Annotated in this window: 15 protein-coding genes; 5 read left to right on the plus strand and 10 right to left on the minus strand. The window is 69.7% G+C overall.

Going from position 1 to position 18,421, the window contains the following annotated elements; genetic code table 11:
* Positions 1-22: 22 nt before the first annotated feature.
* Positions 23-1,474, minus strand: a complete 1,452-nt coding sequence (gene pdxR, locus I8J32_RS05095; RefSeq protein ID WP_200614683.1) for a MocR-like pyridoxine biosynthesis transcription factor PdxR — start codon at positions 1,472-1,474, stop codon at positions 23-25.
* Positions 1,475-1,625: 151 nt separating this feature from the next.
* On the opposite strand from pdxR, the gene I8J32_RS05100 reads away from it, so the two are divergent.
* From I8J32_RS05100 to I8J32_RS05120, 5 genes are all read left to right on the plus strand, one after another.
* A complete protein-coding gene (locus tag I8J32_RS05100) occupies positions 1,626-2,429 on the plus strand; it encodes an MBL fold metallo-hydrolase (protein WP_200614681.1) in 804 nt (267 codons plus the stop codon).
* Between the two features lie 165 nt (positions 2,430-2,594).
* Positions 2,595-3,767, plus strand: a complete 1,173-nt coding sequence (locus tag I8J32_RS05105) for a GAF domain-containing protein (RefSeq protein WP_207526801.1) — start codon at positions 2,595-2,597, stop codon at positions 3,765-3,767.
* 425 nt (positions 3,768-4,192) lie between these two features.
* Complete coding sequence (locus I8J32_RS05110; RefSeq protein WP_200614678.1) at positions 4,193-6,328, plus strand: proprotein convertase P-domain-containing protein; 2,136 nt, start codon at positions 4,193-4,195, stop codon at positions 6,326-6,328.
* Positions 6,329-6,647: 319 nt separating this feature from the next.
* Positions 6,648-9,149 (plus strand): M4 family metallopeptidase, encoded by a 2,502-nt coding sequence (locus I8J32_RS05115; RefSeq protein WP_200614676.1) that lies wholly within the window; start codon positions 6,648-6,650, stop codon positions 9,147-9,149.
* Positions 9,150-9,345: 196 nt separating this feature from the next.
* A complete protein-coding gene (locus I8J32_RS05120; RefSeq protein ID WP_200614674.1) occupies positions 9,346-11,556 on the plus strand; it encodes a M20/M25/M40 family metallo-hydrolase in 2,211 nt (736 codons plus the stop codon).
* 83 nt (positions 11,557-11,639) lie between these two features.
* Here the strand turns inward: I8J32_RS05120 and I8J32_RS05125 are convergent, their stop codons facing one another.
* The 9 genes from I8J32_RS05125 to rsmG form a co-directional block, all read right to left on the minus strand.
* On the minus strand, positions 11,640-12,122 hold the full coding sequence (locus I8J32_RS05125; protein ID WP_207526802.1) for a hypothetical protein: 483 nt from the start codon (positions 12,120-12,122) through the stop codon (positions 11,640-11,642).
* Positions 12,123-12,532: 410 nt separating this feature from the next.
* On the minus strand, positions 12,533-12,697 hold the full coding sequence (gene rpmG / locus I8J32_RS05130; RefSeq protein WP_200614670.1) for a 50S ribosomal protein L33: 165 nt from the start codon (positions 12,695-12,697) through the stop codon (positions 12,533-12,535).
* 15 nt (positions 12,698-12,712) lie between these two features.
* Positions 12,713-12,949: a 50S ribosomal protein L28 gene (gene rpmB / locus I8J32_RS05135; RefSeq protein ID WP_200614668.1), complete on the minus strand. Its 237-nt coding sequence runs from the start codon at positions 12,947-12,949 to the stop codon at positions 12,713-12,715.
* 561 nt (positions 12,950-13,510) lie between these two features.
* Positions 13,511-13,852: a lipid-A-disaccharide synthase N-terminal domain-containing protein gene (locus tag I8J32_RS05140; RefSeq protein WP_200614666.1), complete on the minus strand. Its 342-nt coding sequence runs from the start codon at positions 13,850-13,852 to the stop codon at positions 13,511-13,513.
* A 4-nt stretch (positions 13,853-13,856) separates the two neighbouring features.
* Positions 13,857-14,585, minus strand: coding sequence for a glycosyltransferase family 2 protein (locus tag I8J32_RS05145; RefSeq protein ID WP_407060989.1), 729 nt, complete (start codon positions 14,583-14,585; stop codon positions 13,857-13,859).
* A gap of 136 nt (positions 14,586-14,721) precedes the next feature.
* On the minus strand, positions 14,722-15,690 hold the full coding sequence (locus I8J32_RS05150; protein ID WP_200614663.1) for an NAD-dependent epimerase/dehydratase family protein: 969 nt from the start codon (positions 15,688-15,690) through the stop codon (positions 14,722-14,724).
* A 164-nt stretch (positions 15,691-15,854) separates the two neighbouring features.
* Complete coding sequence (locus tag I8J32_RS05155) at positions 15,855-16,754, minus strand: ParB/RepB/Spo0J family partition protein (protein WP_207526803.1); 900 nt, start codon at positions 16,752-16,754, stop codon at positions 15,855-15,857.
* Positions 16,751-17,572 (minus strand): ParA family protein, encoded by an 822-nt coding sequence (locus tag I8J32_RS05160; RefSeq protein WP_200614659.1) that lies wholly within the window; start codon positions 17,570-17,572, stop codon positions 16,751-16,753. Before I8J32_RS05160 ends, I8J32_RS05155 begins: the two co-directional genes overlap by 4 nt.
* A 197-nt stretch (positions 17,573-17,769) precedes the next feature.
* The gene (gene rsmG / locus I8J32_RS05165) at positions 17,770-18,417 is read right to left on the minus strand and encodes a 16S rRNA (guanine(527)-N(7))-methyltransferase RsmG (RefSeq protein ID WP_200614657.1); all 648 of its coding nucleotides are present in this window, start codon (positions 18,415-18,417) and stop codon (positions 17,770-17,772) included.
* Positions 18,418-18,421: the final 4 nt, after the last annotated feature.

Here is an 18,421-nt window from a genome sequence, read left to right on the forward strand (position 1 = left end):
CCGGGAAAGCTGCCCGCACGCATCAGATGGTCTCCAGCGCCGCCCGCAGGCGCGACAGCGCCGGCCTGATCGCCGCCACGTCGATGACGCCGTAGCCGAACGTCACCGCGCGCTGCGGCAGCGGCGCCATCGCGTAGTCGTCCAGGGATTGCGCGCCGGGCGCGTGCTGCCGAATCCGCGCCAGGATCGCGGACGCCTGCGCCGGATCGCGGATGCGGGCGGACAGATGCAGTCCGGCCTCCGAGGGCCAGGGCTGCAGCCAGCGCGACAGCTCCTGCTGCAGTCCGTCGAGCAGGGCCTGGCGCCGCGCCGCGTAGATCGGCCGCATGTGGCGCACGTGGCGGGCGAGGTGGCCTTCGCGGATGAAGGCGGCCAGCACGCTCTGGCTGATCGCATCGCCATGGGCATCGGCGCAGTGCTTCACCCGCACCAGCGCGTCGCGTGCCCACGCGGGCGCGACCACGAAGCCCTTGCGCAGGGCGGGAAACAGGCTCTTGGAGAACGTGCCGACGTAGAACACCCGGCCCTCGCGGTCGAGCGTCTGCAGGGCGTCCAGCGGGCGCCCGCCAAAGCGGAACTCGCCGTCGTAGTCGTCCTCGAGGATCACCGCGTCATGGGCGCGCGCGAACTCGAGCAGCGCGCGCCGCCGCGGTGCCGACAGCGCCACCCCGGTGGGCGACTGGTGCGAAGGCGTCACCGCGACGATGCGCACGTCGGCGGGCACCTGGTCCACGCACAGGCCCTGCTCATCCACGGGCACCGGCACCAGGACCGCGCCGGCGGCCAGGAGCGCCGCGCGCGCCGGCGGATACCCCGGCTCCTCCACCGCCACTCTGGTCTGGCCGGGGGTGATGAGCAGGCGACCGAGCAGGTCGAAGGCCTGCTGCGCGCCGGAGGTCACCACGACGTCGACGGGCTGGCACACCACCGCACGGGCGAAGGCGACGTGGTGTGCGATCGCCTCGCGCAGCGGCGCGAGCCCTTCCGTGGGTGGGTAGGTGAAGGGCTGTTTCGACCAGGCCCGCAGGGTCTGCGCCGACAGCCGGCGCCACACCGCATGGGGAAAGTGGTGCGGGTCGGGCACGCCGAGGCGGAAACTGCGTTCGGGCAGCGCCCGCGGCGATTCCGGTTCCAGTGCGGGCGCGCGCCACACGGGGTTCAACCGCCGGTCGCCCAGCGGCACCTCCAGCGCCGCGGCGGGCGCTGGCCGTCGCAGGGCCAGATCGGCCACCTGTGCCGGTGCACCGCGTCGCGGCTGCACGTAGCCCTCGGCCATCAGCAGGTCGTAGGCGGCGACCACCGTGTTGCGGGCCACCCCCAACGCAGAGGCCAGCGGGCGTGTCGCCGGCAGCCGGGCCCCGGGCGGCAGGCGCCCATCGAGGATCGCGGCGCGCAGCTGGCCGTGCAGGGCCTGCATCCGGGCGCCTTCGCCGCGGGGCGGCAGGTCGAGGGCGAAGGGCAGTACTGGTTCCATGCAATCAATGAAAACTGGTGTCCCAGGAGGGCCAGCATACCCCTAGCCTTAGTGGGCGCCGGACATCGCCGGCGCGGGAATCCCGGACCGCGCGGTTTGCGACGCACGCAGGTCCGGTCCCCCAGCCGCGACACCCGCCCGAGCCCACGCCATGCACGCCATCTGCGAAACCTGCGGCACCCAGTTCGACGATCGCCCGGCTGCGCCGGCGCACTGCCCCATCTGCGAAGACGACCGCCAGTACGTCGGCTGGGAAGGGCAGCGCTGGACGACCCACGAGGCGATGGCCACCCGGTACCGCAACCGCCTGGAAGACGACGGGGGGCTGCTCGGGCTCGGCCTCACGCCTGCGTTCGCGATCGACCAGCGCGCGCTGCTGCTGCCCACCCAGGGCGGGAACGTGCTGTGGGAATCGCTCAGCCTGGTCAGCGACGAGGCCGTGGCGGCCCTGCGCGCCCGCGGCGGCGTGGACTGCATCGCCATCTCGCATCCGCACTTCTACGCCTCGATGGTCGAATGGAGCCGCGCGCTCGGCGACGTGCCGATACTGCTGCACGAAGCTGACCGCGCGTGGGTGCAGCGCCCGTCGCCCGCGTTGCGCTGGTGGAGCGGCGACCGGCTCGAACTCTGGCCCGGCGTGCGCCTGCTGCGATGCGGGGGCCATTTTCCCGGCAGCACGGCGTTGCACTGGCGCGATGCACGCCGTCCGCGCGGCGCGCTGTTTCCCGGCGACGCGCTGCAGGTGGTGCAGGACCGGCGCCATGTCTCCTTCATGTATAGCTATCCCAACCTCGTGCCGATGAATGCGGCGGATGTGCGCTACATGCGCTCGCTGCTGCGGGACTGCCGCTTCGACGACGTGTACGGCTACACCTGGGGTCGCAACATACGGGGTGATGGACGCGCCGCCGTGGACGCATCGTTCGACCGCTATCTCGCCGCCGTGGCGGCATGAACGGGTAGACGGGGGCCTGCATCCGCCGCTTGCCACCCTTGCAACGCGCAAGCGTTGCGCGTGCGGAACGGACAAATCCGGGGGCACCCGCACGGGCAGGTCCCGTGGCGCCGCCAGTCGTGCAGAATGACTCGTTGAGATATACCGCGCGCCACGGCGTGGCGCGTGCTGGTCATCACCAGAAGAAAGCCGATCGCGATGGCGAGTTTCCACTCCGCGGATCGGGGGCCTTTCGTTCCAGCGTATCGGCCGGACGCGCCACTGCGCGTGCTGATGGTGGGCCTGGAGGCCCATGAATGCGAACGCGTGCAGGGCTGGTTGCGCCTGCCGCACATCGTGCTCCGCACCTGCATCGCGGAGACGGCATCGGCGCAGGCACGCGCGTTGGGTCCGAACGTTCTGATCGTGGAAGCCCGCGAGGAACTCCGCACACAGGTGCTCCAGCGTCTGCTGGACGAGTGCAGGTCGGCCGAGCCCGGCGTCCTGCTGCTGCTGGAACCGCACGACGCGGCGCCGGCCATCGCCGCCGCGCGTCCATTGTTCCTGCGCCGTCCCTTCAACCGCGCGCGCCTGGTCGCCGCGGTGGAACAGGCCGCGATGCCCTGGCAGGCGTCGGCGGCGGCGCAGTGGCACGAGCGCCAGCAACGCGAGGAAGTGGAGACGCTGCTCGATCTGGCGCTGGACCTGACCTCGCAACTGGAGTTGCCCGAACTGCTGCAGCACCTTGCGGACGCGGCGCGGCACCTCACCGGCGCGGCGTACGCCGCGCTCTTCCGCCACGGCGGCGGCGAAGGACGCCCATGCACGCTGGCGGCACTGTCCGGTGCGCCGCGCGCCGCCTTCGAGGGCTTCGGCATGCCGGGCGAGACGTCCCTGCTGGCGCCGACTTTCGCCGGCGAGCGGATCACCCGTTGCGACGACGTCCATGTCCATCCGCGCTACGGCCGTGACGAGCCCCACCATGGCCTCCCGCCCGGTCACCTGCCGGTACGCAGCTACCTGGGCGTGCCCGTCGTGTCGCGCGAGGGCCAGATATTCGGGGCCTTGCTGCTCGGCCACGGCGAGCCCCGCGTGTTCACCCGCCGCAGCGAGCGCCTGGCCGAGGCGATCGCCGCCCAGGTGGCCACCGCGATCGACCACCACCGCCACAGCGCAGGCAGCGAAGCGACGGCGGCGACGCAGGCGACGGGGCCGGGTGCGCGGGACGAGCTCGCGCGATTCGGCCTGGATGCGCCCGTGCAGGCACCCGCGCCGGCACCTGCGCCGCCCATGGGCGCGGGAGGGCGCAGCCTGTCCGGCGGACCGGGCCGCGACGCACCGCGGCCAGCCCCTTACTGAGCCGGGCGGCTGCAGCCGCTGCTGCGCAGCATGCCCCGGTGCGATGTGTGGCGGTCCGCCGACCAGCGGAATCCGGCGGCCCGCCCTGCGCGGGTCGCCGCTCGTCGAACCGCACCTGCCACCCGTCGGCCGGTCACATACGCCCCCCATTTGTTGCGGCGCGGCGTGCGCCCTTGGCAGCGGGTGTGCAGGATGCCCCGCTGCGGTCGTCAGGCCGCAGTGATTTGAGAGGGGACCTGGGCCGGTCTGCCGCTCGCAGCGGTCGTCGCTCCACGCGACGCCGGCGCCAGCTGGTGTCGTGCTCGACAAGGAAGCCACAGGGGGAAGTTCTCTCATCATCCGGCGCGCCACGCGCGCTGGCAGTGGGGCACTGTGTTTCTGCGTCCTGGATCGACGGCCAACCGCCGTCCCATCCCGGAGTCCGCATGAACCGCGTCAAGCCCCTCACCCTGCTGTCCGTCGCCGTCCTGATGGCGCTTCCCGCGCTGGCCCATGCCGGGCTGCTGCCGCGGCCAATCCGCGCCGCCGACACGCGCACCGTCGACATCCGCCTGGATGGCCGCATCGCCGGCGACGTGCGCGCCCACGCCGCGCCGGTCCGCATCGCCACGCCGGATGCCGCCTTCATCAAGGTCGAGTTCGAACATTTCCACCTGCCGCGCGGCGTGACGCTGGAAGTGTCCAACCCGGCCGGCACCGAGGTGTACCGCTACAGCAGCAGCGCACGCGATGGCTTCACCGTCGACCGCAAGGCCGGACAGAACGGCACCACCCGCTTCTCGGCGATGTCGATCACCGGCAACACGGCCCTGCTGCGCCTGGTCGGCACCGCGCAGGAGCCGTGGACGTCCGCGCATGGCGTCAGGATCAGTCGCTACCAGGAAGGCATCCCCGAGGCGCTGATGCCGCAGCTGGCCCATGAAGGCCTGCTCGATCCCGGCGCCGGCACGATGTCGCTGTGCGGCACCGACGACAAGAAGCCGGCCGTCTGCTACGCCGGCACCGACGCCGCCGCCTACGACCGCTCGCGTCCGGTCGCCCGCATGGTCACGCCCGCCGGCTACTGCACGGCGTGGCGCGTGGGCCCGACCAACCGCATGTTCACCAACAACCACTGCGCCGCCGTGGCCTCCGACATCAGCGGCTCGGAGTTCTGGTTCAACTACCAGGTCACCACCTGCACCGGCAGCACGCAGGCCACGGTCGTCAAGGTGCCGGGCGACGTGCTGCTCAAGACCGACGCGAACCTCGACTACACCCTGTTCACCGTCAAGAACTTCGACACCATCGCCAGCTTCGGCTACTACGGCCTGGATCCGCGCGCGCCGCAGCTCAACGAGGAAATCTTCATCGCCGGCCACCCAGGCGGCCGGATGAAGGAACTGGCCATTGTCAGCGACCAGGACGGCGGCGGCCGCTGCCGGGTCAACGACACCCAGACCACCGGCAACGGCGGCAACGTCGACATGGGCTACTACTGCGACACCGAGGGCGGCAATTCCGGCTCGCCGGTGCTCGCGCGCTCGAGCAACAAGGTCCTAGCGCTGCACCACCTGGGCGGCTGCCTCAACGAGGGCGCGCGCATGGAACTGATCTGGCCGCAGGTGGCCACGCACTTCGGCAACCAGGTTCCCGACGGCGACACCGGCGGCGGCAACGCGGCGCCGGTGGCGAACTTCACCTACACCGTGAGTGCCCGCACCGCCAGCTTCACCGATGCCTCCAGCGACAGCGACGGCACCATCGCATCGCGCAGCTGGAACTTCGGCGACGGCACCACGTCGACCGCCACCAGTCCCAGCAAGACCTACAGCGCCGACGGCAGCTACACCGTCACGCTCACCGTCACCGACGACGACGGCGCCACTCACACGAAGTCCCAGGCCGTGGTGATCGGCACCAGCGACACCGTGCTGGCCAACGGCGTGGCCAAGACAAACCTGTCGGCCGCAGCCGGCGCCTCGCTGAACTACACGATGGTGGTGCCGGCCGGCACCACCAACCTGGCCTTCACCACCTCGGGCGGCACGGGCGACGCGGACCTGTACGTGAAACTCGGGAGCGCGCCCACCGACAGCAGCTACGACTGCCGGCCGTACAAGTCGGGCAACGCCGAGACCTGCACCTTCGCCACGCCGGCCGCGGGCACCTACTACGTGCGCGTCAAGGCCTTCAGCGCCTTCAGCGGCCTGTCGCTGGTGGGCAGCTTCGGCAGCGCGCCGCCGCCGCTGACCAACGCCACCAACGTCAACATCACCGACAACGCCACGGTCGAAAGCCCGATCACGGCCAGCGGCCTGAGCGGCAATGCATCGGCGAGCGCCAAGGTCGCGGTCGACATCAAGCACACCTACATCGGTGACCTGAAGGTCGACCTGGTGGCGCCGGACGGCACCGTTTACACCTTGCACAACCGCGCCGGCGGCAGCGCCGACAACATCAACCAGACCTTCACCGTGAACCTCTCCAGCGAGTTGAAGAACGGCACGTGGAAGCTGCGCGTCAACGACAACGCCGGCGGCGACACGGGCTACATCGACAGCTGGAGCCTCACCCTGTAATCGCGCTTTGCGAGAAGCCGCTCCCGCCCAAAGCGGGGGCGTCCATTCCGGCGATCCAGCTCCCGGCCTCGGGTCGCCGTTCCCCTGCAGCATCTGCTCCTCCTTGCGCGCCGACCCCACCGCGGCGCGCCCTCGCACCACCCCTCGCCGGGCGCTGTGATCGACCGAAGCCAATTCCACTGGAGCCTCCATGCCGTTGGGCGGCATGGCAGGAAGCGGCCCGGTGCAGACGAGCCGCCGCGATTCCGCGGCGGCGCGGACGGCGCGCAACCCGTGCGTCGTCCGTCCCATCGGACATACCAAGGAGAGAGAGACCGTGATGAAGTCGAACAACCGCAAGCGCGGCATCGCCGTGCTGACGCCCCTCGCGCTTGCGATGGTGATGGCACCCGCCGCCCATGCCGCCCAGCGCGTCGACCTGCAGATGCAGGACGCCGCCCGCCTCAACGCCCAGTACCAGTCCGCCATCGCGCGTACCGGCGCCCCCACCCGCGCGGCCGACCGCCACGCCGAGATGCTGACGCTGGAGAGCGGCTCGGCGCTGCGCCTCGTGCGCACCACCGGCACCAACGGCGTGCGCAACCACCGCTACCAGCAGACCTTCAACGGCCTGCCGGTGTTCGGCGAGCAGGTCATCGTCAGCGAAGGCCGCGATGGCAAGGTGCGCGCGCTGTTCGGCCGCAAGGTCGAAGGCCTGGCCGCCGAAGTGCCGGCCTCGGCCGCCAAGCTCGACAAGGGACAGGCCCTGGCGATCGCCAAGAAGGCTCACCTGGGTTCGCGCCTGACCGCCATGACCACGCGCAACGAGCGCAGCGAACTGATGATCTACGTCGACGACAACGGCCGCGCCCACAAGGCCTACGTCGTGTCGTACTTCGCCGACGTCTCCCAGGGCGGCGCGCCGACGCGTCCGACGGTCATCGTCGATGCCAACAGCGGCCGCGTCCTGAAGAAGTGGGAAGGCCTGACCCACGCCCTGATCGGCACCGGCCCCGGTGGCAACCAGAAGACCGGCCAGTACGAATACGGCAGCGGCGGCGCGCACGGCTACAACGACGTGACGCAGAGCGGCAGCACCTGCACCATGAACAACACCAACGTCAAGACGGTGAACCTCAACGGTGCGACGAGCGGCAGCACCGCCTTCTCGTACACCTGCCCGCGCAACACGGTGAAGACCATCAACGGCGCCTATTCGCCGCTGAACGACGCCCATTACTTCGGCGGCGTCGTCTTCAACATGTACAGCTCGTACATGAACACCGCGCCGCTGACCTTCCAGCTGTCGATGAAGGTGCACTACAGCAGCAACTACGAGAACGCCTTCTGGGACGGCTCGGCGATGACCTTCGGCGACGGCGCCAGCACGTTCTATCCGCTGGTGAGCCTGGACGTGTCCGCGCACGAAGTCTCGCACGGCTACACCGAGCAGCAGTCCGGCCTGACCTACTCCGGCCAGTCCGGCGGCATCAACGAAGCCTTCTCGGACATGGCCGGTGAAGCCGCCGAGTACTTCATGCAGGGCAGCAACGACTGGCTGGTCGGCGCCCAGATCTTCAAGGGCACGGGCGCGCTGCGTTACTTCGACGACCCGACCCGCGACGGCCGCTCGATCGGCCATGCCTCCGACTACACCAGTGGCATGGACGTGCACCACTCCTCGGGCGTCTACAACAAGGCGTTCTACACCCTGGCCCGCAAGGCCGGCTGGGACACCAAGAAGGCCTTCCAGGCGTTCGCGGTGGCCAACCGCGACTACTGGACCAGCAGCACCAACTTCAACCAGGGCGCGTGCGGCGTGCAGCGTGGCGCGGCCGACCTGGGCTTCAACGTGAATGACGTGATCGCGGCCTTCCAGGTCGTGGGCGTCACCGCCTCGGGCACCAACTGCGGCGGCACCGGCAACGCCAACCCGGTGGCGAACTTCACCTCCAGCGTCAGCGGCCTGACGGTGGCCTTCACCGATACCTCCACCGACAGCGACGGCACCATCGCCTCGCGCAGCTGGAACTTCGGCGACAGCACCACCTCGACGGCGACCAACCCGAGCAAGACCTACTCGGCGGCGGGCACCTACACCGTCACCCTGACCGTGACCGACAACGGCGGCGCCACCAACACCAAGACCTCCTCGGTCACGGTGGGCTCCTCCGGCGGCACCGTGCTGACCAACGGCGTGCCCAAGACCGGCATCGCCGGTGCAGCGGGCTCCTCGCAGGTGTTCAGCCTGGACGTTCCGGCCGGCGCCACGGGCCTGAAGTTCGTCAGCTCCGGCGGTACCGGTGATGCGGACATGTACGTCAAGTTCAACGCCACCCCGACCACCACGTCGTACGACTGCCGCTCCATCGGCAGCACCACCGCCGAGACCTGCAACATCGCCACCGCGCAGGCCGGCACGTACTACGTGCTGATCAGCGGCTACTCCGCGTTCTCGGGCATGAGCCTCACCGGCAGCTACACCACCGGCGGTGGCGGCACGCAGACCTACAGCAACACCACCGACTACACGATCGCCGACAACGCGACCGTGGACAGCCCGATCACCGTGTCTGGCCGCACCGGCAACGCTCCGAGCACCGCCTCGGTCACCGTCGCCATCGTGCACACCTACATCGGTGACCTGAAGGTCGACCTGGTCGCCCCGGATGGCTCGCTGTACAACATCCACAACCGCACCGGCAGCAGCACCGACAACATCAACAAGACGGTCACGCTGAACCTGTCGACGGAAGCCCTCAACGGCACGTGGAAGCTGCGCGTCAACGACAACGCCAACGCCGACACCGGCAAGATCGACAGCTGGAGCGTCACGTTCTGATGACCCCGGACCCGGGCCGCTCGGCCCGGGTCCATCCCGCTGCACCCGTTGTATCCGCGTGGCCGGCCTGCGGGCCGGCCGCGCATTCCCCTTTCGCGTGGCCGCTGCAGGTCACGCGCACACGTTCCGGACCGCCGGGCAGCCAGCGCCTGGGCCAGCTGCAGGACGCCGACGGTCCCATATGGAGATGTCCCCAATGAACCGACTTCATCCGGCCGCGGCCTTCCAGGCAGCGCTCGTGGCCGCCATGGCCTGCGCATTACCGGCGCAGGCACAGCAGCGCGTCGCCCAACCTCGCGTCGAGGACGCGCACGCCCCCGTCTACATCGTCAGCTCGCGCGCCACCTTCGACCACGGCCTGCAGGCGATCGCGCTGGAAAGCAGCGCGCGCCGCGACCCACTGGGCCGCGAACTGGTGCTCTCGCGCGTGCGTGCCCACCAGGTCGGCGACCTGGCCCGACACGTGCATGAAAAGGAAAATCGTTGCGGCGGCTTCTTCGCCTTCGACAGCCAGGCGCAGGCCGAAGCCTTCATCCGCAGCGACCGGAGCGCGCGGGCGCTGACCAAGGCCGCCTTCGCCGCGCCGCCGATCGACAACGCCACCACGGTCAACCCGTGGCTGGGCGCCGTCGACGCCAGTCGCATCCGCGGCACGATCGCGTCGCTGTCGGCCTACACCAACCGCTACTACGCCGCGCCGACGGGCAAGACCTCGGCCGAATGGATCCGCGGCACCTGGGACACGCTGGCTTCCGGGCGCAGCGACGTCAGCAGCGAGCTGTTCAACTGCAGCAACTGCTCCACCCAGCCCTCGGTGATCCTGACCATCCAGGGCGCCGAACTGCCCAACGAGATCGTCGTGCTGGGCGCGCACCTGGACTCGATCAACGGCAGCGCCGGCGGCAGCACCACCCAAGTGGCACCGGGGGCCGACGATGACGCCTCCGGCATCGCGACGCTGACCGAAGTGCTGCGCGTGGCCATGGCCAACGGCTGGCGGCCCAAGCGCACGGTCAAGTTCATGGGCTACGCCGCCGAGGAAGTCGGCCTGCGCGGCTCCAACGCCATCGCGCAGTCCTTCCTGAGCGCCAACCGCAACGTCGTCGGCGTGCTGCAGCTGGACATGACGAACTACCAGACCGGTGCCACCGAGATGCGCATCGTGTCGGATTACTCCAACGCCGACATGAAGCAGTTCCTGGCCAACCTCTTCGACACCTATCTGGCACCACTGGGCATCCAGCGCGGCACCTACACCTGCGGCTACGGCTGCAGCGACCACGCGTCCTGGACCAGCGCCGGCTATCCCGCGGCGATCATGTTCGAAGGCGGCAACAGCAGCGGCGGCTACAACCCCAACATCCACACCACGGCCGACACGCTGGCCAACATGGGTGACAGCGCCGCGCCGTCGGCGCACTTCGCCAAGCTCGGCCTGGCTTTCATGGGCGAACTGGCCAAGACCGCGGGCGGGGATGCCAATTCGCCGCCGGTGGCCAACTTCAGCTCGAGTGTCAGTGGCCTGACGGTGGCGTTCACCGACACGTCCACCGACACCGACGGCACCATCGCCTCGCGCAGCTGGAACTTCGGCGACGGCACGTCCTCGACGGCCGCCAACCCGAGCAAGGCCTATGCGGCGGCGGGCACCTATACCGTCACCCTGACCGTCACCGACGACGACGGCGCCAGCCACACGAAGACCGCGTCGGTCACCGTGGGCACCAGCGGCGGCACCGTGCTGACCAAGGGCGTGCCGAGGACCGGCATCGCCGGCGCGGCCGGCAGCAGCCAGTACTTCACCCTGGCCGTGCCCGCGGGTTCGAGCGGCCTGCGGTTCACCGGTTCGGGCGGCAGCGGCGACGCCGACCTGTACGTGAAGTTCGGTTCGCAGCCCAGCACCACGGTGTACGACTGCAAGTCCGAAGGCAGCACCAACGCCGAGACCTGCAACATCGCCACCGCGCAGGCCGGCACCTACCACGTGCTGGTCAAGGGCTACTCGGCGTTCTCGGGCATGAGCCTGGTCGGCGACTACACGCAGTGCGGCGACTGCGGCCCGGGTCCCATCCCCTACACCAACAACACCGACTTCACGATCAGTGACAACGCCACGGTGGACAGCCCGATCACCGTTTCGGGCCGCACCGGCAATGCACCGTCCAACGCCACGGTGGCGGTGAACATCGTGCACACCTACATCGGCGACCTGAAGGTCGACCTGGTGGCGCCGGATGGCTCGCTCTACAACATCCACAACCGCACCGGCAGCAGCACCGACAACATCAACAAGACGGTCACGCTGAACCTGTCGACGGAAGCCCTCAACGGCACGTGGAAGCTGCGCGTCAACGACAACGCCGGCGGCGACACCGGTTACATCAACAGCTGGACGGTGACGTTCTGATCTGACCGCGACCGCAACCACAACCGTGGTACCTGAAGGCCCCCGGCTTCGCCGGGGGCCTTTCTCGTTGGAACGCGGCCTGCTCAGCCGCGCTCGCCCGGCCGGGCCACGCCATGGGCGAGGTAGTGGTTGAGGCGGTCTTCCCAGTCGCGCATGAACTGCCGGTAGTACTCAGCACTGAAGGCGGCGACGAAGGCGTCGCCGGCGGGCGTGCCCAGGCTCGTGTGCAGGTAGGTCACGGTCGCGTCGCAGCCCTGCGGCGTCGCCTCGAGCTGGATGGACAAGCGGCAGGCGGTCACGCCCGGCGTGACCTTGAGCATCTCGACGAAGCCGGCATCCGCCTCGTGCCGGGTGATGTACCAGATCGCGTCCGCGGGTTCGGCGGCGGTGACGAACACGCAGTCGCGTTCGGCCACGCCGGTGGCGCTCGTCACCTGCAGCGGGTCCCAGCCTTCTATCCAGTCGGCTTCGCGTACGGGGCACAGCAGGGGAAACACGCGATCCGGACTGGCGGCCAAGTGCTGCACATAGCTGTGCGTGGCGCGGGTGGGCGGCTGGATGATCATGTCGTCTCCTGGGCGGTGGGTGGGGCGCACAAAGAAAAAGCCCGCCTTGCGGCGGGCTTTCAAAGCTCGTCGTTCCCGCGTACGCGGGAACCCAGTGACTTGGCTTCAATGACCGCCGGTTGCTGGGATGCGGAGCTTCAGAAGCAGAAGCCCGCGTTGCGGCGGGCTCGATGACCGGACATGCGTCCGTTGAAAACTCCGCCTTCGCGGGGATGACCTTCTGACAGAGCCATGCGCGGGGCGCGTGGGTCGGGGTGTCCTAAAAGAAGAAGCCCGCCTTGCGGCGGGCTTCTTTAGGTCAACGTCCAGGGCAAAGTCCCTGGATCCCCGCTTGACCGGACATGCGTCCGTTGAAAGCCGCGGGGATGACGTTTTGACAAAGCCGCGCGCTTTGCACGCGGGTCAAAACGTCACTTGATCTTGCCTTCCTTGTACATCACGTGCTTGCGAACGACGGGGTCGTACTTCTTGACCTCCATCTTGTTCGGCGTGTTCTTCTTGTTCTTGTCCGTGGTGTAGAAGTGGCCGGTGGCGGCCGAGGAGATCAGGCGGATCTTGTCGCGCTTGGAAGCCATGGTTCAGATCCTCCTTCAGATCTTCTCGCCGCGCTTGCGCAGCTCGGCCAGAACGGAGTCGATACCGTTCTTGTCGATGGTGCGCAGGCCAGCGGTGGAAAGGCGCAGCTTCACCCAGCGGTTTTCGCTGGCAACCCAGAACCGGCGCTCATGCAGGTTCGGGAGGAAACGGCGGCGGGTCTTGTTCATGGCGTGCGAGACGTTGTTGCCAGCCGTCGTTCGCTTGCCAGTCACTTGGCATACTCGGGACATACGCACCTCGAGAGGTAATTGATGCTTCCCTTGGCCAGGGAGGCGGCGGCCCCGCCGGGCGCGGTGTTCTGCGGCCGGTTCACGATTCGGGTCGGAATGTCCGCTGCCGGCGGCGGGGCGGAATCGTGATTCCGGACCCCGCCCGGTCCCTCGCCCGACCCCGTGGGGTGGTGCCGACCGGACGCAGCGAGCCGCGCATTATGCCGCTCCGGATGGCTCCGGGCAAGGCTTATCCACAGGCCCCGGCCGGCCTGGGCTGGCGAGCCCCTCAGGCGCCGGCGCGTTCCCCGTGCTCGGCCGATCTGCCGGGGACCGGTTCGACTATTTGTTCCCCGCACGGGCCGGGAAGTCCCGGCGGAGGGGCTCGGGAGTTCCGGCGCCGGGACAAAAAGTCGCGGCCGGGGGGCGCGCGAGGCCCGGCGGCGGGGCAAAAAGTCGAACCGGGGCGGCGCGCAGACCCCGTCGCCGGGACGGGAAATCGCATCCCGCCGGGCAGCGACGAACGGCCCCGCAGCTCAACGGGCAGGGTTCCGGCCCGGGCAGGCCCGCCGGCCCCCACGCCTAGTGGCTGGCCCGGTCCCGGTGCCAGCCGCGGTGCTTGATGTCCAGGTACAGGCTGTAGGCGGCGGTGAAGGCCGGGAACAGGTTCTGGATGATCCCCACCGAGTCGCGCTTGTGGGAGAACACGAAGTAGGCCAGCGTCATGACGCTGCCGACCAGGCTCATGTACCAGAACACGCGCGGGATCACCGGCTTGCCGTGCCGGCGCGAGGCCACGAACTGGACCACCCAGCGCCCGCCGAACATCAACGCGCCGGTGAGGCCGATGATCTTCCACGGCGACATGTGCAGGCCGGTCCAGGCCAGCCACGCCACGGGAGCATTCATGAAGTCGGCGGCCATGGCGTCAGACCTCCCGGACCGAGGTGATCTTGGCCCGCCGGATCAGCCAGGCCACGCCGCGCAGGTCGGCGACGCCGACCAGTGCGCGGTTGAGGTTGTTGTACTTCGACACCCCGGTGGTGCGGGCGCGGTGGTTGACCGGGACGCTGACCGTCTGCCACCCGGCGCGCTGCATCAGCGCGGGCAGGTAGCGGTGCATGTGGTTGAAGTAGGGCAGCTCGAGGAAGGCCTCGCGCTCGAACAGCTTGATGCCGCAGCCGGTGTCGGGCGTGTCGTCGCGCAGCATCCGGGTGCGGATCGCATTGGCGATGCGCGACGCCCAGCGCTTGCTGCCCGAATCCTGCCGGTTGACGCGCCATCCCGCGAACATCCGGACCTCCGGCGGCGAGGCATCGCGCTTGGCCAGCAGGCGCGGGATGTCGGCCGGATCGTTCTGGCCGTCGCCGTCCAGCGTGGCGATCCATGGCGCGCGCGCGGCCTTGACGCCGGTGCGCACGGCGGTGCTCTGTCCGCTCTGGGTGGTGTGCTGCAGCACGCGCAGCTCCGGCACCTGGGCCTTGAGCTGCTGCAGGATCGCCAGCGTGTTGTCGCGCGAATGGTCGTCGACGTACACGATCTCGAACGGCGTGACGCCGCGCAGCGCCCGCACGATCTCCTCCACCAGGGACGCGACGTTGTCCTGCTCGTTGAACACGGGCACGACGACGGACAGCTGGGGCATCGGTGAATTCATGCGCGAAAGGTCCTGCAGGGGGCGCCGACGGCTGATGGGGGAACGTGGCGGCGGGGACGATATCAGGGCGTGAATCGTACCCGCCTGCGACGGCAATGGCGCACATGCGGCGGTTCAGCCAGGCGCCGTCGCGGGCTCAGGCCCGGCCGCCAAAATACTCGCGGCACCAGGCCACGACCTGCGGCAGTCCGGTCTGGATCGGCGTGCGCGGCTCGAAGCCCAGCGCGGCCTTCGCCCGCGAGGTGTCGGCCATGGTCTCCACCATGTCGCCCGGCTGCATGTCGCGATAAAGCTTCTGCGCGGGGCGTCCGGCGGCCTGCGCGATGACCTCGATGAAACGCTCCAGCTCCACCGGCGTGTGGTTGCCCAGGTTGAACACGCGATGGGGCGCCGGCCCGGCCGGCGGCGGATGGTCCAGTGCGGCCAGCACGCCGGCGACGATGTCGTCGATGAAGGTGAAGTCGCGCCGCATGCGTCCGTGGTTGAACACCTCGATCGGCCGACCCGCGAGCACCGCCCGCGAGAACAGCAGCGGCGCCATGTCCGGACGGCCCCAGGGACCGTACACCGTGAAGAATCGCAGGCCCGTCGCATGCAGGCCGTAGAGGTGCGCGTAGGTGTGCGCCATCAGTTCGTTGGCGGCCTTGGTCGCGGCGTAGAGCGAACGCGGCTGGTCGACGCGCTGGTCCTCGGAGAACGGCGGCGTGGCCGAATCGCCGTAGACCGACGACGAGCTGGCGTACACCAGGTGCTGCACGCCGCGATGGCGGCACAGCTCAAGCATGTTGACGAAGCCGGCGAGGTTGCTCTCGACGTACGCGTGCGGGTGCGTGAGCGAGTAGCGCACGCCGGCCTGCGCGGCCAGGTGGATGACCCGCGTGGGCGCGACTTCCTCGAACAGGGCGGCCAGCCCCTCGCGATCGGCCAGGTCCAGCGTGCGGATGTCCACCTGCGGGCACAGCGCCTGCACGCGGTCGCGCTTGAGCTGCGGGTCGTAGTAGTCGTTGTAGCTGTCCAGCCCCACGACGGACTCGCCCCGCGCAGCCAGCGCACGACAGACGTAGGCACCGATGAAGCCGGCCGCGCCGGTGACGAGGATGGTCATGGGGGCAGGAGTGAGTGATCAGGAGTGAGAAATGAGAGGGAGCAGGATGACCGGCGCGGACGGAGCTTCGCCAAATCTATTGCTTGTCACCGCAGATGAACCGGAACGACCAGCAGAACGAAACGAGATTGGCCCAGCGGCCTCCTCTCATTTCTCACTCCTGATCACTCACTCCTCGCCCTCAGCCGCTCCAGCACGCCGTCGAGCGCATCCAGGTCGTGGTAATGGATGACCAGGCGACCCTTGCCGCCGCGGCCGTGCAGCACGCTGACCTGGGTGTTGAGCGATTCGGACAGTTCGCGCTCCAGCGCGGCGATGTCGGCCTGGGGCTTGGCCTTGGCCGGCCTGGCGCGATCGCCCGTGGCGACCTTGCCTGCCGCCAGCAGCTGCGCGCGGTGTTCGACCTCGCGCACCGACCAGCCGTTCTCGGCGGCCTGGCGGGCCAGCGCGATCGCCGCCTGTGGCGCCAGCGTCAGCAGGGCGCGGGCGTGGCCCATCTCCAGCGCGCGGGTTTCCACCAGCACGCGGATCTCGGCCGGCAGCTCCAGCAGGCGCAGCAGGTTCGACACCGCCGCGCGCGAGCGGCCGACGGCGTCGGCCGCCTGCGCGTGGGTGAGGTCGAATTCGTCGATCAGCCGTTGCAGCGCGATGGCTTCTTCCAGCGGATTGAGGTCCTCGCGCTGGATGTTCTCGATCAGCGCCATCGCGACCACGGTGCGGTCGTCGACTTCGCGCACCACCACCGGGATCGTGGCCAGGCCGGCCAGCTGCGAGGCGCGCCAGCGGCGTTCGCCGGCGATGATCTCGAAGCGCTTGCCGCCGACGTCGCGCACGACCACTGGCTGGATCACGCCCTGCGCCTTGATCGATTCGGCCAGCTCGGCGAGCTTGCCCTCGTCCATCGTGCGGCGCGGCTGGTACTTGCCCGGCATGAGCGAATCGACCGGCACCGTGCGCAGCACGTCGCCCGGCGTGGCTTCCAGCGGCGGTGCCTCGGCGGCGGCCTTCGGGCCGAGCAGTGCTTCCAGTCCGCGGCCCAGGCCGCGCTTCTTGGCGACGCTCATGCCGCGGTCTCCTTGGCGGCGGTGCCGGCGGTGCCGGCCTTGCCGGCCTGTTCGCGTTCGCGCTGGCGGCGCAGCACTTCGCCGGCCAGGCCGAGATAGGCGATGCCGCCGCGGCTGGCGCGGTCGTAACCGACGATGCTCTGGCCGTGGCTGGGCGCCTCGGCCAGGCGCACGTTGCGCGGCACGATGGTGCGGAACACGCGGTCGCCGAAATGCTTGGTCAGTTCCGCCGACACCGCGTTGGCCAGGTTGTTGCGCACGTCGAACATGGTGCGCAGCACGCCCTCGATCTCCAGTTGCGGGTTGAGCCGGCCCTTCAGGGCCTCGATCGTGTCGATCAGGGCGCTGATGCCTTCCAGCGCGTAGTACTCGCACTGCATCGGCACGATGATCGAATCGGCGGCGGTCAGCGCGTTGAGCGTGAGCAACGACAACGCGGGCGGGCAGTCGATCAGGATGTAGTCGTAGTTCGCCCGCAGCGGCGCGAGCGCGGTCTTGAGCCGCTGCTCCCGCTCGCCCTGGTTCATCAGGCTGATCTCGGCCGCGGTCAGCTCGATGTTGGCCGGCAGCAGGTCGAAGTCCTCGGCGGTGCGCATGAGGATCGCGGCGGCGTCGGCTTCGCCCAGCAGGACGTCGCAGATGGTCTCCTCGATCTGGCGCTTGTCCACGCCGCTGCCCATGGTGGCGTTGCCCTGCGGGTCGAGGTCGACCAGCAGCACGCGTTTGGGCGTGCGCGCGAGCGCGGCGGCCAGGTTGACCGCGGTGGTGGTCTTGCCGACCCCGCCTTTCTGGTTGGCGACAGCGATGATGCGAGCCATGCGGCGCGTTGCCTCGGGGGTTGCGTGGGAAGACGGAGCGCGGCCGGGAGGGCCCGGGCCGGACCGGGGATTATGCGGTATCCCCTGCCCGCCAATCGGCCGGCGGGCGGCCGGCGCGCTCCAGCCTGCCGGCAATGGCCGCCGCCGTCGGTGACGCGGCGCACGCTGCGCGGCTGGCGCCGCGGCGCCCGGCCCGTTCAGACGGCGACGCGGCCCACCACGACCAGGTGGCGTTCGGCGTCCAGGCCCGGTACGGCCAGCCGATGGCTGCCGCGGGTGGCCCAGCCGGCCGGCAGGTCGGCCAGCTCCTCGGCCGGGTGGGCGCCCTTCATGGCCAGCAGCACGCCGTCGGGCTTGAGCAGGTGACCGCCCAGTTCCAGGATCAGCGGCAGCGTGGCCAGGGCCCGGGCGGTGATGGCGTCGTAGGCCCCGGGTTCGTCGACCGCCTCGATCCGCGATTCGGCCACGCGTACTTCGGCCAGGCCCAGCTGGCGCACGCACTCGCGCATGAAGCGCGCCTTCTTGCCGTTGCTTTCGACCAGCGTCACCCGCAGGCCGGGGGTGACGATGGCCAGCGGGATCCCGGGCAGGCCGGGCCCGGTGCCCAGGTCGGCCAGCGTGCCCACGCCCTGTACCCAGGGGTGCATCGCCAGCGAATCGAGCAGGTGCTTGGCCACCATCTCGCGCGGGTCGCGGACGGCGGTGAGGTTGTAGGTGCTGTTCCAGCGGACCAGCAGGGCCAGGTAATCCAGCAGCGGCGTCGCCAGGGCCGGGTCCAGCCGCAGCGTGCGCAGGCCGGCTTCCAGGGTGGGCCGCAGGTCGGGAGGGAGGGTCGGAGTGCTCATGCGC

It is taken from the genome of Lysobacter solisilvae, assembly GCF_016613535.2.
GTDB lineage: Bacteria > Pseudomonadota > Gammaproteobacteria > Xanthomonadales > Xanthomonadaceae > Agrilutibacter > Agrilutibacter solisilvae.

Bases quoted from the DNA above. Each gene is read 5' to 3' on its own strand.
- I8J32_RS05155 (WP_207526803.1), bottom strand. From the start codon at position 16,754: ATGAGCGTCGCCAAGAAGCGCGGCCTGGGCCGCGGACTGGAAGCACTG.
- I8J32_RS05120 (WP_200614674.1), top strand. From the start codon at position 9,346: ATGAACCGACTTCATCCGGCCGCGGCCTTCCAGGCAGCGCTCGTGGCC.
- I8J32_RS05100 (WP_200614681.1), top strand. From the start codon at position 1,626: ATGCACGCCATCTGCGAAACCTGCGGCACCCAGTTCGACGATCGCCCG.
- I8J32_RS05115 (WP_200614676.1), top strand. From the start codon at position 6,648: ATGAAGTCGAACAACCGCAAGCGCGGCATCGCCGTGCTGACGCCCCTC.
- I8J32_RS05160 (WP_200614659.1), bottom strand. From the start codon at position 17,572: ATGGCTCGCATCATCGCTGTCGCCAACCAGAAAGGCGGGGTCGGCAAG.
- I8J32_RS05150 (WP_200614663.1), bottom strand. From the start codon at position 15,690: ATGACCATCCTCGTCACCGGCGCGGCCGGCTTCATCGGTGCCTACGTC.
- rsmG (WP_200614657.1), bottom strand. From the start codon at position 18,417: ATGAGCACTCCGACCCTCCCTCCCGACCTGCGGCCCACCCTGGAAGCC.
- I8J32_RS05125 (WP_207526802.1), bottom strand. From the start codon at position 12,122: ATGATCATCCAGCCGCCCACCCGCGCCACGCACAGCTATGTGCAGCAC.
- rpmG (WP_200614670.1), bottom strand. From the start codon at position 12,697: ATGGCTTCCAAGCGCGACAAGATCCGCCTGATCTCCTCGGCCGCCACC.
- rpmB (WP_200614668.1), bottom strand. From the start codon at position 12,949: ATGTCCCGAGTATGCCAAGTGACTGGCAAGCGAACGACGGCTGGCAAC.
- I8J32_RS05140 (WP_200614666.1), bottom strand. From the start codon at position 13,852: ATGGCCGCCGACTTCATGAATGCTCCCGTGGCGTGGCTGGCCTGGACC.
- I8J32_RS05110 (WP_200614678.1), top strand. From the start codon at position 4,193: ATGAACCGCGTCAAGCCCCTCACCCTGCTGTCCGTCGCCGTCCTGATG.
- pdxR (WP_200614683.1), bottom strand. From the start codon at position 1,474: ATGGAACCAGTACTGCCCTTCGCCCTCGACCTGCCGCCCCGCGGCGAA.
- I8J32_RS05145 (WP_407060989.1), bottom strand. From the start codon at position 14,585: ATGAATTCACCGATGCCCCAGCTGTCCGTCGTCGTGCCCGTGTTCAAC.